The organism is Arenibacter latericius DSM 15913 (assembly GCF_000424985.1).
Taxonomy (GTDB): Bacteria; Bacteroidota; Bacteroidia; order Flavobacteriales; family Flavobacteriaceae; genus Arenibacter; species Arenibacter latericius.
Genome location: NZ_AUKX01000013.1, coordinates 58,691 through 73,691, shown reverse-complemented (window position 1 = coordinate 73,691; position 15,001 = coordinate 58,691). Strand labels below are relative to the sequence as shown.

12 protein-coding genes are annotated in these 15,001 nt (G+C 37.1%); 2 read left to right on the top strand and 10 right to left on the bottom strand.

Translation table 11 applies throughout. From position 1 onward, the window contains the following. Window positions 1-22 precede the first annotated feature (22 nt). The 4 genes from H344_RS0108100 to H344_RS0108085 all read right to left on the bottom strand — a co-directional run bounded on the left by H344_RS0108100 (window position 23) and on the right by H344_RS0108085 (window position 4,183). Entirely contained in the window at window positions 23-1,207 is a 1,185-nt protein-coding gene (locus H344_RS0108100) for a M20 metallopeptidase family protein (protein ID WP_026809867.1), read from the bottom strand. A 222-nt stretch (window positions 1,208-1,429) separates the two neighbouring features. Continuing rightward, entirely contained in the window at window positions 1,430-2,434 is a 1,005-nt protein-coding gene (locus tag H344_RS19870; RefSeq protein WP_051254199.1) for an FAD:protein FMN transferase, read from the bottom strand. 173 nt (window positions 2,435-2,607) lie between these two features. Continuing rightward, the gene (locus H344_RS0108090) at window positions 2,608-3,144 is read right to left on the bottom strand and encodes a YceI family protein (RefSeq protein ID WP_026809866.1); all 537 of its coding nucleotides are present in this window, start codon (window positions 3,142-3,144) and stop codon (window positions 2,608-2,610) included. A gap of 37 nt (window positions 3,145-3,181) precedes the next feature. Next, on the bottom strand, window positions 3,182-4,183 hold the full coding sequence (locus tag H344_RS0108085) for a formylglycine-generating enzyme family protein (RefSeq protein WP_026809865.1): 1,002 nt from the start codon (window positions 4,181-4,183) through the stop codon (window positions 3,182-3,184). A gap of 173 nt (window positions 4,184-4,356) precedes the next feature. Here H344_RS0108085 and H344_RS0108080 point away from each other — a divergent pair, with 173 nt between their 5' ends. Further along, entirely contained in the window at window positions 4,357-7,074 is a 2,718-nt protein-coding gene (locus H344_RS0108080) for a M16 family metallopeptidase (protein WP_026809864.1), read from the top strand. 177 nt (window positions 7,075-7,251) lie between these two features. On the opposite strand, the gene H344_RS0108075 is transcribed toward H344_RS0108080, so the two are convergent. From H344_RS0108075 to H344_RS0108065, 3 genes are all read right to left on the bottom strand, one after another. Continuing rightward, the gene (locus H344_RS0108075) at window positions 7,252-7,431 is read right to left on the bottom strand and encodes a CPXCG motif-containing cysteine-rich protein (RefSeq protein WP_026809863.1); all 180 of its coding nucleotides are present in this window, start codon (window positions 7,429-7,431) and stop codon (window positions 7,252-7,254) included. A 209-nt stretch (window positions 7,432-7,640) separates the two neighbouring features. After that, complete coding sequence (locus tag H344_RS0108070) at window positions 7,641-8,543, bottom strand: leucine-rich repeat domain-containing protein (RefSeq protein WP_026809862.1); 903 nt, start codon at window positions 8,541-8,543, stop codon at window positions 7,641-7,643. A gap of 316 nt (window positions 8,544-8,859) precedes the next feature. Next, entirely contained in the window at window positions 8,860-10,776 is a 1,917-nt protein-coding gene (locus tag H344_RS0108065) for an ABC-F family ATP-binding cassette domain-containing protein (RefSeq protein ID WP_026809861.1), read from the bottom strand. 65 nt (window positions 10,777-10,841) lie between these two features. On the opposite strand from H344_RS0108065, the gene H344_RS0108060 reads away from it, so the two are divergent. Further along, window positions 10,842-11,231 (top strand): DUF983 domain-containing protein, encoded by a 390-nt coding sequence (locus H344_RS0108060; RefSeq protein WP_026809860.1) that lies wholly within the window; start codon window positions 10,842-10,844, stop codon window positions 11,229-11,231. Here the strand turns inward: H344_RS0108060 and H344_RS0108055 are convergent. The 3 genes from H344_RS0108055 to porM all read right to left on the bottom strand — a co-directional run bounded on the left by H344_RS0108055 (window position 11,228) and on the right by porM (window position 14,989). Next, the gene (locus H344_RS0108055) at window positions 11,228-12,274 is read right to left on the bottom strand and encodes an NAD(P)/FAD-dependent oxidoreductase (RefSeq protein ID WP_026809859.1); all 1,047 of its coding nucleotides are present in this window, start codon (window positions 12,272-12,274) and stop codon (window positions 11,228-11,230) included. The genes H344_RS0108060 and H344_RS0108055 overlap by 4 nt on opposite strands. Window positions 12,275-12,407: 133 nt before the next feature. Beyond that, window positions 12,408-13,310, bottom strand: a complete 903-nt coding sequence (porN, locus tag H344_RS0108050; RefSeq protein ID WP_026809858.1) for a type IX secretion system ring subunit PorN/GldN — start codon at window positions 13,308-13,310, stop codon at window positions 12,408-12,410. Window positions 13,311-13,420: 110 nt separating this feature from the next. Then, window positions 13,421-14,989: a type IX secretion system motor protein PorM/GldM gene (gene porM / locus H344_RS0108045; protein ID WP_026809857.1), complete on the bottom strand. Its 1,569-nt coding sequence runs from the start codon at window positions 14,987-14,989 to the stop codon at window positions 13,421-13,423. Window positions 14,990-15,001: the final 12 nt, after the last annotated feature.

Genomic DNA, 15,001 nt, shown 5'->3' with positions numbered 1-15,001 from the left:
TTTTTTATTGACCTATTTTTTATCATACTAGCGCCTCTATAGTTAACCATGACATTAATCCACCGCCTGTTTCCAAGGCCATTTCATCTATATTAAAGGTAGAAGTATGCAAACCAGATGTAATTTCCTTTTCCGTATTCCCTACTCCAAGGAGATAAAAGCATGCCGGATTTCTTTGGGAATAATAAGCGAAATCTTCTGCCGCCATCCACAGATCTAAATCCACTACATTAGCTTCTCCTAGGAATGTGATAGCACTATTTTTCATTGAATTGGTCAATGACACCTCATTATTAAGATGTGGGTATCCTTTGGGAATATTTACTTCACACTCTCCCCCCATAGCCTCTGCTAGGCCCTTTGCCAATTTAGTAAGCTTTTCTATTGCAAGATCCCTCCAGTTCTCATCATAGGTCCTAAACGTACCCTCTATGGTCACACGATCAGGAACAACATTGTTAGCCCCATCTCCAATGATTTTACCAAAAGTTAGCACACTTGGTGTTTTTGGTGATGCCATTCTGCTTACCAATTGTTGTGAAGCCACAATTATATGTGAAGCAATAAGAATAGGGTCTACGCACTCTTCCGGGACCGCAGCATGCCCCCCTTTCCCAATTACGGTAAGATATACCTCATCCATGCTAGCCATAAATTGCCCTGCTCTAAAGCCAACCTTCCCGGCTGGCAGTTTAGGCATCACGTGTTGCCCTAAATGAGGCACCATTCCCAACTCCTTATAGGCTTTCTCCTCCATAACTAAGGTAGCCCCACCTGGCATTAACTCTTCTCCTGGTTGAAACAAAAATTTTACAGTACCTATGAATTCACTTCTCAGCTGAAAAAGAATTTTGGCGGTTAGCAATAAGGAGCTCATATGAACATCATGTCCACAGGCGTGCATTACACCGGCAATATTAGAAGCATAGTCCACTTGGTTCTCCTCTTGGATGGGAAGGGCATCCATATCTGCCCGTAAAAGAATAGTTTTTCCTTTTTCCCGGCCATGAAGAGTTGCCATTAGCCCTGTTCCTGCCACTGAAACAATATCTATAATCCCAATTTTTTCGAGTTCTTTTCTAATAAAAGCTGAAGTATCATATTCCTTAAAAGAAAGCTCTGGATATTGGTGAAGATGCCTTCTTACTCCAACATACTCTGACGTAAATTGTTTTGCCAATTCTTTAATTCTCTCCTTTAAATACATGGTATTTATTTTAATATAGGTTGATGATAAGGCTCTTCTTAATAGATTCTTAACCAAGGAAACCCCTTAATTTCACTAAAATAACTTTTTACATGATACTATCATCTCCCCTTGACTAGGGGAAGTTGACTTTGCAAGCCTTTGTAGTTGAAAATTAGAAGGGATAATTCATTTGAAACCTATGTTATCTGCTAGTTACCACTCGCTAAACAACTAGTACGTCTATTCTGCTATTACGTAATCTAAAAAACCAGAAGTATTCCACTTTTGATAGGCATCAGGAATATCTGCTACCATGAACGCCTCTAGCCCTGGAGTATAGTTAAGAAGAAACTTACCTTTTTCTACCCCAAGTACACTTAGTGCAGAGGCATAAGCATCTGCCATAGCACCATTAGGGGCAATGGTAGTTACTTGAATGTTATTGGTGATTGCAATGCCCGTTTGTGGATCCACAATATGTGAATAGCGGTTTCCATCTATATTAAAATACTGATATAAATCGCCTGAGGTAGCTACCGCCTGGTTCTTCAGTTTAATCTTGGTAAAAATCTCGTTCCCTTTAGAATCGTAATAACTAAACCCCAAAGTCCAATATGCTTTATCTGGCGGAGCATCACTTACGGTTATATCTCCGCCCATATCTACTAAGGCAGACTGAATTCCCATTTCTTTTAACAAGGCTATAGCTTCATCCGCCGCATATCCTTTCCCAATGCCACCTAAGTCTAATTGCATCCCAGAAGTAGATAAGGTTACTTCGGAGTTTGGTAACACCCTTATATTATTAAATCCAGATCTATTCTTAGCTGCTTCTATCTGCTGATCGGTGGGCAATACGCCATTCTTCCTCGCCGCTCTCCAAAGTGCAACTACAGGCCCCATACTTACATCAAAAGCACCATTGGTTTTGATGTTAATTGCTTCAGATAGTTTTAAAATATTAAATAAATCCTCGCTTACCTTAACATTGACATTTACCTTTTTTACAAGCCTATTTAACTCACTTTGGGGCAAATAATCACTAAGAATCAAGTTCAGTTCATCAATCCTATCAAAAACCAATTGAGCAACAGAATCAGCCTTTAAGCTATCTGGAGCATAAAACACTAACCCTATTTGGGTGCCCATTTGTTGATGGGTGTAGGATACCCTTTTCTGAGCATTACCGCAAAAAAAAGCTATTTGAAGTGTACAAACTAAAAGGAAATACTTAGTTGTTTTCATATTGTGAAATGCAGTAAATAATGGGTAAGAACAGGCACTCCCAATTCTTAAAAACTTGAAGTACTCCAACTTCGCAATCAAAATACAACTTACTTATAAGGTTCAGAATTAAAAACTCCTTCACACCTAAGCATTGCTTCAATAAACTTATTTAAAGCTCTTTTGGAAAAAGTTTATTCCTTTACAAATACTAGGTTGTAATTCACGGTTACCTCATCCCCAACTACTATTTGGCCAAACATGGCAGTAGGTGGTTCCACCCCATAATCTTTTAAGGTTATAGGGTAATTTCCCTTTATGCTATATCCGTTATCTAGCTTAGTAATCTCGGATGAGAGTGCAACCTCTTTTTCTGCCCCAGCAATTGTTAGTTTACCATTAATAACATAACCATCCGTATTGCTACTATTTTGGAATTTAAAAATAATCTTAGGGTGTTGTTCTGCTTTAAGGGCACCATGCATTTTTTTATTCATAGCAGCACCACGTTCACTTTTTATCTCGGATGCATCAACCTGAAATTCAACATCTACCAGCTCATCCCCGTAGGTCAATACTCCATTCATTGAACCTGCCTTCACAGTCCAATCGTGCAGTGTAGATGTACCAGTTATCGTGAGTTCACTGTCTTCAGATAAAATATATTTTTCTTGAGAAAAGCCCATGAAGGTAACCAACATTAAGGCTAATAATGACAATTTAATTTTCATAGTAACGATTTAACTTTTAATTTTTCCCTTCCTAATTTTACTCGTCTAGAACGGTAGCCCAGAATTGCGCTTGCTCCTCTTTACTAGGCTGTACTTTTGGACTTACAATTCTAAATCCAATAAAGTTAGAATCCGTATTCCACCAAAAGCTTTTTGGAATCTGGGGATCTCTTTTTTGTAATTTTAAACTAGATGCTACTCTTGCCGATGATCTTAGCACATGGGCATCATCATCCCAAGAACCACCTCTTACAACCCTAGGGTGAATAACTGTAGGCTGCACCCATGGATTTTTAGGTTCTGTAGTAGCATAGGCGTCTTCCTTGTACTCATCTAAGGTCCACTCTGCAACATTTCCATGCATATCATATAACCCCCAAGGGTTAGGCAACTTAGTTCCTACCTTAGCATATTGATTATTGGCATTTTTGTAGTAAACCGCATAATCGTCAATTTTTGAAACGTCATCCCCAAAAGAATAAGCGGTATCCGTCCCCGCTCTAGCGGCATATTCCCATTCCGCTTCTGTAGGTAGCCTATAGAATGTCCCTGTCACCGAACTCAGCCACTTACAAAATACCAATGCCGAATAGGCAGACATACTAATTGCAGGATATCCATTTTTCCCCATTCCATAAGAAGGGTCTTCATAAGGAGGACTAGGTCTTGTAATAGCATCTATAGCCTCCAATTTACTCATTTCTAATTGTTTAAACAACTCTTGATTTTGCTTGAAAAAAAGTTCAAAAACATCCCAAGTAACCTCGTACTTACCCATATAAAAAGCATCTAGAGCTACCTCTCGTCTTGGCCCTTCATCAGCTTTCCTATTTGCTTCAGATTCTGGACTCCCCATCATAAAATTCCCCTCCGGTATTAAAACCATCTCAAAAGATAAATCAGTAGCGGGAATTTCCTCTACATAAGTTTCCTCAACAAATTCCTTAGTGTTGGATTCTGAAACTGCAGGAGCAGTAGATTTACAAGATCCTAAGGCAAACAACACGAAAACGGAGAAAAAAATACGGTATAAAGTCATATTAAACTTCAATTTGGATAAACTGTGCATTATATAGTTGACATTTGATTTAAGCGATAAAAATATTACTATTTATCCAATAAGCCGAACACAACTATAAAAAATCTAATAATACTGACAGGTATTCTTACAGAAAATAATCGTATTATTGATTAGAATCAAAACCACATAATATGAAAAGTAAAATATTTAACCTTTTTATCGTATGTCTACTCATATGCACTTACAACTCGTATGGGCAAATGAAAAAGGTGGCATCCGTAGAAGGCATTACTGAATTCCAGATGGACAATGGTTTAAAAGTATTGTTGTTCCCAGATAATTCTGCCCAGACTATTACGGTAAACATCACCTACTTAGTAGGTTCTAGGCATGAAGGTTACGGAGAAAAAGGAATGGCCCATTTACTAGAACACATGGTCTTTAAGGGCACCCCTAACCATCCAGATATCCCAAAGGAATTAAGTGCACGTGGTGCAAGACCCAATGGCACTACTTGGTACGATCGGACCAATTACTTTGAAACCTTTAATGCCACTGAGGACAATTTAGATTGGGCATTAGATTTAGAAGCAGACAGAATGGTGAATTCTTATATCGCCAAAGAAGATTTAGAAAGCGAATTTAGCGTTGTGCGAAACGAATTTGAAAGTGGGGAAAACAATCCCGTTGGAGTGCTTATGGAAAAAGTAATCAGTGCAGCATTCCTTTGGCACAACTATGGAAATTCTACTATTGGGAACCGATCAGATATTGAGCGAGTACCTATAGAAAACCTAAAAGCATTCTATAAGAAATATTATAGACCAGACAATGCTGTTCTTATGGTTACCGGAAAGTTTGATGAGGAGAAAACTTTAGCGCTTATCGAAAAAAAGTTCGGGAAGATTCAAAAACCTAGTACTCCTTTGAGGGACTCCCATACCGAAGAACCTGCCCAAGACGGTGAAAAAATTGTAAGCCTAAGTAGAATAGGTGATCTACAAGTAGTTTCAGCGATGTATCATACACCAGCCGGTTCACATGAAGATTATGCAGCCATGGCTATTGTGGAGAATGTACTTACAGATCAGCCATCAGGAAGACTTTATAAAAACTTGATAGAAACTCAAAAGGCATCTTCTTTATGGTCGTTTTCTCCTTTTACAAAGGAGCCTGGCTTCCTTTACATAAATGTAGATGTTCCCTCCACAAAAAATATGGAGCAGGCGGAAAGTGAGCTTAAAGACACTATGGATGGCTTAAAAACAAATCCTATAACACAAGAGGAATTAGATAGAGCAAAAGCCAACTTACTAAAACGAATAGACCAAATCTCTAGAAACTCCTCTTACCTGGGCACGTATATGAGCGAATTTATTGGTGCTGGCGACTGGCGTTTAGCATTTATACATAGAGACAGAATAGAAGCAATGACGTTGGAGCAAGTGAATAGTGCTGCCACCAAATATCTTATTCCTACCAATAGGACTATTGGAAGGTTTATCCCTACCAAACAGCCAGAAAGAGTGACTATTGAGCATACGAAAGATTTAGACGCTTTAGTTGCTAACTATAAGGGCAAGGAAGATATGGGAAAAGGAGAAGCTTTTGATGTTTCTTATGATGCTATATCAGAAAGGCTAGACACGGGTGAATTATCTAACGGAATTAACTACGGCATCATTAAGAAAAACAATAGAGGGAAAACGGTGCTTCTTAATTTCAGTATGAGAAACGGAGATGAGCAATCTCTATTTAACAAGGGAATAATACCTTCCTACACAGCAAGAATGCTAGACAAGGGCACCCAAACAAAGACAAGACAACAGATAGCAGATGAACTTAGCAAACTACAGTCCTCTGTTGGCTTTAGAGCGAGTAATGGAAACATTTATGCATACATAAATTCTACGGAAGAACACCTTATGGCTTCCTTGGATCTAATGGCCGACATGTTAAAAAACCCCTCGTTTAGTGCAGCGGAATTAGAAAAGCTAAAAACCGAACATCTCGCTATGTTAGAGAGCAATAAAACCGAGCCTCAATTCCTAGCCTCTAAACGATTATCACAAATAAACAATCGCTATTCTAAAGGACATCCACTATATGCTATGACTATAGAGGAAGAAGAAGCTGCTGTAAAAGCGTTAACTATAGAAGATCTTAAAGCCTTTCACAAATCATTTTACGGTTTAGGCAAGTCCATTATGGTAAGCATTGGAGATTTACAACCTTCAGAAGTAACGTCTTTTATGGAAAAAGAATTCTCAAATTTCAAGAGCGATCATCCTTATGCAAGGCTTAAAAACCCATATTTTGAGTCGCAACCTATAAGCGAAGATATCCTAACACCAGACAAGCAGAATGCTATGACTCTAGGAAATTTAAATATAAAAATCAGTCAGGATAGTGAAGATTATGCTGCATTGAGTATTGGCTCCACCATTTTGGGAGGAGGTTTCTTAAATTCTAGGATTGCAGAAAGACTACGCCAAAAAGATGGAGTTAGTTATGGAGCAGGAGCAGGTTTTCAGGTCGATTTAGATAATGACGACCAAAATTCTTCCATGTACCTATATGCTATCTACGCACCTACTAATTACGAAAAGGTTCAGCAAGGATTCAAAGAAGAGATAGATCGTTTCATAAAAGATGGTATAACCGAGGACGAATTAAAGAATGCAGTAAACGGTTGGATTCAAGAAGAAAATGTATCTAGAGCAAAAGATGGCGAATTGGCTAGTCTAATCAACAACAACATTTTCTATAACCGCAGTATGGACTTCCAAAAGCAGTTAGAAGAAAAAGTGAAAAGCTTAACTGTTGAAGACGTCAATAAAGCAATCAGGACATATATTAAACCCTACAAAGAATGGACTGTGGTTAATGCTGGAGATTATAAAAAATAACTTCTTCAATAATCATTTCCTAACTAAAAACAGCCTAAAAAGTTATTTTTTTTAGGCTGTTTTTTTATTAATAGTCTAGTCTACAATCACACTCTACCTATTTCCGAAATTATAGATATGAAATCAAGGTAAGATCCGTGACACTTCTAATTTCACTTAGTAGGTAGTCAATTTAGATTAGCCAACATCCGTTGCCTCAAACCCAATAAGCTCACCACCACTAAAAGAAAGACTCACCGATATAGGATTACAACAGACCTCACAGTCTTCTACATAGGTCTGTTCTGATATGGAGGGATCTAGCAACATAGAAATTTCCTCCCAACAGTAGGGACATTGAAAAAAGTGTTCGTACATATTTAAATGTTATTCATGCTAGATAAAAATAGTGATCCTTAAATTAAAGAAACACCTTCTTAATGAAATAGCTTCTTCATAAAATTAGTTAAGTTAATTAAATAAGTAACCGCTCACTTATCTTTTATTAGCGATATCTTTAAGCACAAAAAAAGGGAGCTAATTAACTCCCCTTCATAATACTTAACTAAACTGCCATACCACATCTTTTATTCATCTACATCATCCTCAAATTTGGTATCCACCATTCTTAATAGATTTGTATCAAATTCTTTAAATTTCTTTCTCTCTTTTTTCTTATCGTAATCCAACACCAAAGTTTCACGGGAAATTAACCCCTCTAACCCATCAAATGAGTAGATATTATTATTCTGAATTTGGAGCACTTCCAAACTTACCAATTGACCAAACTCCACAGGAATTGCCCCTCTCAATTCATTATTAGCTAGAATCAACTCTTTTAATTTCCCTAAGCCACCCAATTCCATGGGGATACTTCCAACTAGTTTATTTTCAAACAAGCCTAATCGCTCTAAATTGACTAAGCCCCCTAAAGAATCCGGAATTTCTCCAACTAATTTATTACTCGATAAATTAAGAGCCTTTAAATTCTTAAGATTACCAAGACTCTCAGGCAAATTCCCAGATAAGAAATTATTAAATGCTACAAACTCCTCCAACGCTTCCATATTTCCTATACGGGCTGGAATCTGACCACTTAAACGGTTCATTTCTAATTTTAGAATTTTTAATTCTGTAAGTGTAGTTATACTTTCTGGAATATATCCTTCTATGGTATTAAAAGCAAGGTTTAGCTGCTCTAGATGTTTAAGACTCCCAATAGTATTAGGCAAACTCCCCTTTAAATTATTCATCAATAGGTTTATGGCATAAACATGTCCATTTTTTACGCTTACTCCATACCATTTATCTACCTCCTCTTCTAGATTCCATTTAGTATTCCAATTAGAACCTTCAGTACTTTTATATAAGGCTAGGAGAGCCTCTTTTTCCTGCTTAGGAACTTGCGCTTGGACCGCAATAAAGTTAAAACAGCATCCTACGAGTAGTATGGTAACCTTAACTCCTAATTGACCTATTAGATTTTTCATATACCCGAGATTTTCTAATTAAGACTAACCCTTTATAGTCCAATTAATTACCTCACAAACGACGTGTTTTATACGCCTAAACGCAAAAATAATCGTTCAATGGTAATGCTAAGCCCAAATTTTGTTGTGAAAGTAGCTATATGTGTGGCGAAATAATATAGCCTATAACAATAATGAGGCGCCACCTTAAAGATTAGTTTTGCTTTACAAACAACAAAACCCTAGCCTTATAATAACTTAAAGTTTAATTGAGACCAACTCACCTATATTAAATAGACATTAAGGGTATGATGAAACCGAGTATAATTAGTAGCGCTTATTCCTGAAACTCCTCCAATTCCATGCTAAGATCTTCCCAATCTTGCATTAGTTTTTCCAAATCCTTTTTTTTCTTTTGATAGGTTTCAAAAAAATTAGGTTTTGCAATAGCTGCATCATAATTCTCTAACAACTCTTGGTCTATTTCCGCAATTTTATTTTCTAAACTGGAAATCTTACTCTCGGTGTTACTCAATTTGTTTTTCAGAGATTTTAATTTCTTCTGATCCTCAAAATTATTGGAGGCCGATTTAACTTTCTCTTTATTTTTGGAAGGAGTATCTTTTTTCTCAATCGCTCTAAAGTCGGTCACTTTTCGCTCTTCCAAATAGTAATCGATATCTCCCAAGTACTCATTAATATTCCCGTCTTTAAACTCGTACACCTTATTGGTTAACCCCTGAAGAAAATCTCGGTCGTGACTCACCAAGATTAAGGTGCCATCAAAATTCTGCAACGCTTGTTTTAAGACGTTCTTAGACTTTATATCTAGGTGGTTGGTGGGCTCATCCATTACTAGGACATTAAAGGGCTGTAATAGCATCTTTGCCAATGCTAAGCGGTTTCGCTCTCCTCCAGACAATACTTTTACGTATTTATCTACCTCATCTCCCCTAAACAAAAAGGACCCTAAAATATCTCTTACCTTACTCCTATTACTTTCATTAGCGGCATCAATCATGGTATCTAGGATGGTTTTGTTACCATCTAGGTATTCCGCTTGGTTTTGTGCAAAATATCCTATCTGAACATTATGCCCCAATTTTAAATGCCCTGTATAATCTAATTCGCCTACTAGTATTTTTGCTAATGTAGATTTACCTTGACCATTTTGACCAACAAAGGCAGTTTTGCTATCTCTTTCTATCAACAGGTCTATATCTTTTAGCACCTGGTTATCCCCATAGCTTTTACTTAGCCCCTCCATTTCTACAACAACCTTTCCTGGGGTAACGGATACCTGAAACCTAAGGTTCATCACACTATTATCATCCTCATCTACCTCTATACGCTCCATTCTATCCAATTTCTTAATCAAGGATTGCGCCATGGAGGCTTTTGTAGATTTTGCCCTAAATTTTTCTATTAAGCGCTCTGCCTGCTGAATCTCCTTCTCCTGGTTTTTTTGCGCATTTAATTGCTGCTGCATCATCTCGCTCCGCAATACCAAGTATTCAGAATAAGGCTTACTATAATCATAAATCCTTCCTAGGGATATTTCAATAGTTCGGTTAGTAACATTGTCTAAGAACATCTTATCGTGAGATACAATCATTACTGCACCAGAATAATTTTTTAAGAAGTTCTCTAACCAAATTATAGATTCTATATCCAAGTGGTTGGTAGGCTCATCCAGCAGCAATACATCATTGTTCTGTAAAAGCAATTTTGCTAGCTCAATCCTCATACGCCATCCACCCGAAAAAGTTTCTGTCTTTTTATCAAAATCCTCACGCTTAAAACCAAGGCCTAATAATACTTTCTCTGTCTCCCCCTCATAGTTATAACCCCCTAAGATTTCGAAATGATGGGTAACGTCATTTAAATCTACAATGAGCTGACTGTAACTTTCAGATTCATAATCGGTACGTTCCGCTAGCTGATGATTAATCTCATCCAATTTTAATTCCAGTTCCTTTATCTCTACAAATGCTTGGTAAGACTCTTCCATTACGGTTCTTCCCTGCTCAAAATCAATATCCTGACGCAGAAAACCCATTTTAAGATCTTTATCTGCAGCTATTGTCCCCGAATCCACAGGCATATCTTTGGATAGAATTTTTAAGAGGGTAGACTTTCCAGCTCCGTTTTTACCAATAAGCCCTACCCTATCCCCAGAATTCAATCGGAAAGATATTTCTTCAAATAAATATTCCCCTCCAAAAGAAACAGAGAGGTTATGGATATTCAGCATAATTTGTGTTGATTTTCAGAATGAAATAATGTACAAAAATTGTAAGTTCGCATAAACTTTTGCAAATGTTAAAAAAAGGAACCAAACTCTATAGTATTTTAACAGGAACTTGTCCTAAATGTCACGAAGAGAGCATGTATAAGGATAAGAACCCCTATAACATGTTAAACATTTTTAAAATGCACGAGCAATGTTCGCATTGCGGAACTAAATATAAAATTGAACCCTCTTTCTTTTTTGGTGCAATGTATGTTAGTTATGCGGTGGGAGTAGCTTTTGGAGTAGCCGCTTTCGTTATAGCATTTTTAATTTTTCAAACCACTTTAATCAATACATTTATAGCTATCACCTTAACACTAGTGGTATTTATGCCATTTATAATTAGGGTATCTAGAAATATTTGGATTAATTTCTTTGTGCACTACGACCCCAATGCTGCAAAAAAAACCTCTTAATTACTATAGGGAAAACGGGAAATATCTATTTCCTTATTTAAGGACTTATTATTCTCTACCAAATCAAAAAGTTGTTGAGCTGCAGTTGGTGCTAACATAACTCCTCTAGAACCAAAACCATTTAAAGAATACAAACGAGGATACCGGGGGTGCCTTCCAATTAATGGCTTTCTATCTTTAACAGTAGGTCGCACACCGGCAACTTGATCTACCACTTCATAAGGACACTTAAGAAAACTATCTAGCTTTTTAAGCAACTCTTCTCTAGCTCCATCTGTAGCTAAATTGGTCTTGTCTTCCCTATTATAAGTAGCCCCTACCCGATAAAGGTCTTTTTCCTTTGGGATAATAAATACCGAAGATTTAATCACATTAGGTTCTTTTAACAACGGTGCTTTAATTGTTAATAGCTCCCCCTTGGTCCCGTTAAGAGGCAAATAGTTAAAATAGGGATTCTCTCTTAAGCCAAAACCAGTAGCAAATACAATTTGTTTGGCACTAATGGACTTGTATTCTATATGGGAATCAAAAACTCTAAGCTCGTTAAAGTTGAAGGTTTCGGATAATAATAACTTCTTCTCACGTAGATTAGCTGCATAAGCCTCTACCAGTACAGCAGTATCTAACCTTCCTGTACCTAACACCTCTCCATATCCAAAGGGCGCTTCTATATGCTCATTAGTATTAAATTTTAAATCAGGCGAAAGAAAGGGCTTTAAATTAGGTTTATCTGCAGCTTCAAACCACAAATTTTGTTCTTCTATAGAAGTAAATCTCCTTAGAACTGGAATTTTATATAGCAATCTTCTTTTTAATCGCTCCTCTATTTCCTTATAAAAAGGAATAGCACTTTCCATCTGCTCTTTGGCATTCCAAGCGAGGGAAAAACGTTTTAAGATAACAGGATTGTATAAGCCGCCTGCAACCACCGAAGAAACCTGGGAATCGTCACTTATTGCTATAAACGATCTTTTATTTTTTTTAAGGACTTCACAAAAAGAAATACCTGCGAGCCCCATGCCCACTACTATATAATCTACCATGCTGTAAAAGTAGAGAAGGAATTTTAATTCTGTATCACGTACAGCAAATTAATCCACAATGAGGCGCATAAAAAAAGTGCCACATCTTACGATGCAGCACTTTAATAGATGTATGAATTGGATATATTTTAGGCTAATAGGCCCACATGTCTTGCTCTCTGTCTCTTATAACTTCCTTTATACGCTTAGCTTCAAGTAATTGAAACAGGGCATTATCGGTAATATAGTCTTTAATTTCACGATCTCCGTGCACATTATCTTCCTTGTAAATGGTAGCATTGAAACGTCTTGCGTTCAATAGCATATCAAATGAAATTGGCTGTGCAGAATTACGTTGGTTAAAAACCTTTGCTTCGTGTAGAATTTGTCTAGCACTTGGGTACCACACCCAAAACAAGGCTACTTTTGCGTCGGCCGGGTCCATAGATTCGTCGTCTATAAAGTTAACGTCCGGAGCCACAGGAGCTATTCCTAATAGCCTGTATTTAAGTTCCCCTAATCTTTTATCAAAATACCACATTCCTTTAATAAGGTATTCCTCCAAATCAGCCGCAACAAGAGTTCTTTGGTTAATATACTCAGGAGAAATAGGCTCTCCTGCATTTAATTGCTGATAACCAAGATCTAAAGTGTCGCTTTTCTTTAAAGTAGCTTCTAAGTCACTAAAGTTTCTTTTTTCCGTAAAATAAGAATCAACATAGATATCTTTAAGTCTTCCGTTTTTAATGTTTTTAATCAAAACATCATATAAAGACCTTCTATCCGGACCAATATCTATGGTATCTAAAGGATAATAAAGCGGAAAATTAACGCGTTCATCTAGGTCAATTACCTCCCAAACTGTTTTAGACCAAAGGATATCCCTATCGTCTACATAGCCATATGGCAATGGGGCGTCATTATCCAATGCTTTCTGTGCTGCTGTTTTCTTACCTATCTCCTCTGGCTTCTTAGCATTCAGAATATTTGCTTGGCCGCAAATAGATAGGGGAAGCAGCGATACAGCTCCAATTAACAAAACATTTTTCCAATTCATCTATATTAAATTTATTGTATTAAAAACTTAGACTACCTAACGGCAGCTATTAATTACCAATGACAGACGGCTAAACTAAAGCCTTCTGTCATGGTAAATTTCATCATTTACTAATTTGTAATCTCCACTACAACTGGAGAAACTTTTGGAAGCTTATAGCTTTTGTTGTTTGTAATATAAGCTTCAATATCGAATATCTGAACAGCATCTCCACGACTTGCTCTGTTAAGAGCAGATTTAGCTCTACTATCTAATTTATTACCTCTTACACTAACAGTTGGCTGTCCTGGAACTTTAAATTTAAAGCCACTAACACCAATATTTAAATCAAAATCAAAGTCTTCTAATAGGGCACCTACAGTAGAAATCTCTAGGTTTTGTTTCCCCATTCTTGCACTTCCAGTTTCCCCTCTAATAGATCCTGAAGGTCTTGGAATATCCTTAATTCTAAACTCCGTAGAAGAACTTACCGTTTGACCATCTGGTAATTTACCAGAAGCAGAAATGGAAACCGTTCTTCCCGTTCCTGGGTTCATAACATACTTACTTCCACCACGCTTAGAAAGACCAGGTGCAGACGCATTTACATTATTATCTGGAATTCCAGGAATAGAAATCGTAATAGGGTTAGCTACTCCACGATAAACCACATTCATCTTATCTGCAGAAATTACAGCTGCATTAGGTTTGGTAATTGTAGCAAATGTAGAGGATACCGGCACTTCTGTACGCTCTCCATCTTGTATAAATACCAAGTTACCTTCAATTTTATGGTCACCAGCATTACCAGCACTTATCGTTAATCTGACCTTACCGTCTTCTATAACGTAATCTGTACCTTCGTTCAGTTTTCTTCCGTCTAAAGTTAGGTTTACCTCATTAGGTTTAGTACTAGCATCTTTACGACCTAACACAATATTTCCTGCAAATTTTTCTCCAGCATAAAAAGCAGATTTCTCTTGCTCTAATAAGGTGGTGTAGTTGGTCATAGAAACTTCACTACTTAATTGCCCTTGCAACATAGCTTTTAAAGCATCCTCCTCTGTAGACTTAATATCTGCCTGAAGGGCGGTTAACTTCGTATAAGACGCAATTAATGGATATCCCTCAAAGTTGTAGCTTAACCAATCTTGCTTAGTACCATCACGTTTTTCTACCATCCCATTTTCATCACCAGTTTCAAACCTAGTTTGCACTGAAGATTTTACTGCATCAAGCTCTTCAGGCATCACAGCTGAAATTTGGGTGCGATAGTCTATTAGTTTATCCAAGAATTCTTTTCCTTCTGGACTAACCTTTCCTCCTTTAAAGAATCGTTGATCCAAATAATCGGTCATATCCATTACTTGGTAGTCCTGTGGATCCTTAACATTAGCCATCATATCCTTCTTAATACCTTCTAAATAGGAATAATACTCTTCGGATAATTCTTTAATTTTCTTTGCATCTGCCAAAAGAGGTCCAAATTTCTCATTGTTTTCAGACGCTTTAGTTTCAAGACCACTTAAAAAAGCTAGGTTATTTTCTGTAGTCTTTACGTTAGAAGCTTCTAACTTTTCGTTCATAAGACCGAAAGCCGATAGCACTTCTTTTCCCATATTTAGGGCCAACATCGCGATGAAGATCAAATACATTAGGTTGATCATCTTCTGACGTGGTGTTTCTTTTCCTCCTGCCATTTTCTAATTAGT

What these genes read in the sequence shown, in the direction of transcription:
- H344_RS0108080 (WP_026809864.1), top strand. Translation starts at nt 4,357, where the DNA reads ATGAAAAGTAAAATATTTAACCTTTTTATCGTATGTCTACTCATATGC.
- H344_RS0108070 (WP_026809862.1), bottom strand. Translation starts at nt 8,543, where the DNA reads ATGAAAAATCTAATAGGTCAATTAGGAGTTAAGGTTACCATACTACTC.
- H344_RS0108055 (WP_026809859.1), bottom strand. Translation starts at nt 12,274, where the DNA reads ATGGTAGATTATATAGTAGTGGGCATGGGGCTCGCAGGTATTTCTTTT.
- H344_RS0108065 (WP_026809861.1), bottom strand. Translation starts at nt 10,776, where the DNA reads ATGCTGAATATCCATAACCTCTCTGTTTCTTTTGGAGGGGAATATTTA.
- porM (WP_026809857.1), bottom strand. Translation starts at nt 14,989, where the DNA reads ATGGCAGGAGGAAAAGAAACACCACGTCAGAAGATGATCAACCTAATG.
- H344_RS0108085 (WP_026809865.1), bottom strand. Translation starts at nt 4,183, where the DNA reads ATGACTTTATACCGTATTTTTTTCTCCGTTTTCGTGTTGTTTGCCTTA.
- H344_RS0108060 (WP_026809860.1), top strand. Translation starts at nt 10,842, where the DNA reads ATGTTAAAAAAAGGAACCAAACTCTATAGTATTTTAACAGGAACTTGT.
- porN (WP_026809858.1), bottom strand. Translation starts at nt 13,310, where the DNA reads ATGAATTGGAAAAATGTTTTGTTAATTGGAGCTGTATCGCTGCTTCCC.
- H344_RS0108075 (WP_026809863.1), bottom strand. Translation starts at nt 7,431, where the DNA reads ATGTACGAACACTTTTTTCAATGTCCCTACTGTTGGGAGGAAATTTCT.
- H344_RS0108100 (WP_026809867.1), bottom strand. Translation starts at nt 1,207, where the DNA reads ATGTATTTAAAGGAGAGAATTAAAGAATTGGCAAAACAATTTACGTCA.
- H344_RS19870 (WP_051254199.1), bottom strand. Translation starts at nt 2,434, where the DNA reads ATGAAAACAACTAAGTATTTCCTTTTAGTTTGTACACTTCAAATAGCT.
- H344_RS0108090 (WP_026809866.1), bottom strand. Translation starts at nt 3,144, where the DNA reads ATGAAAATTAAATTGTCATTATTAGCCTTAATGTTGGTTACCTTCATG.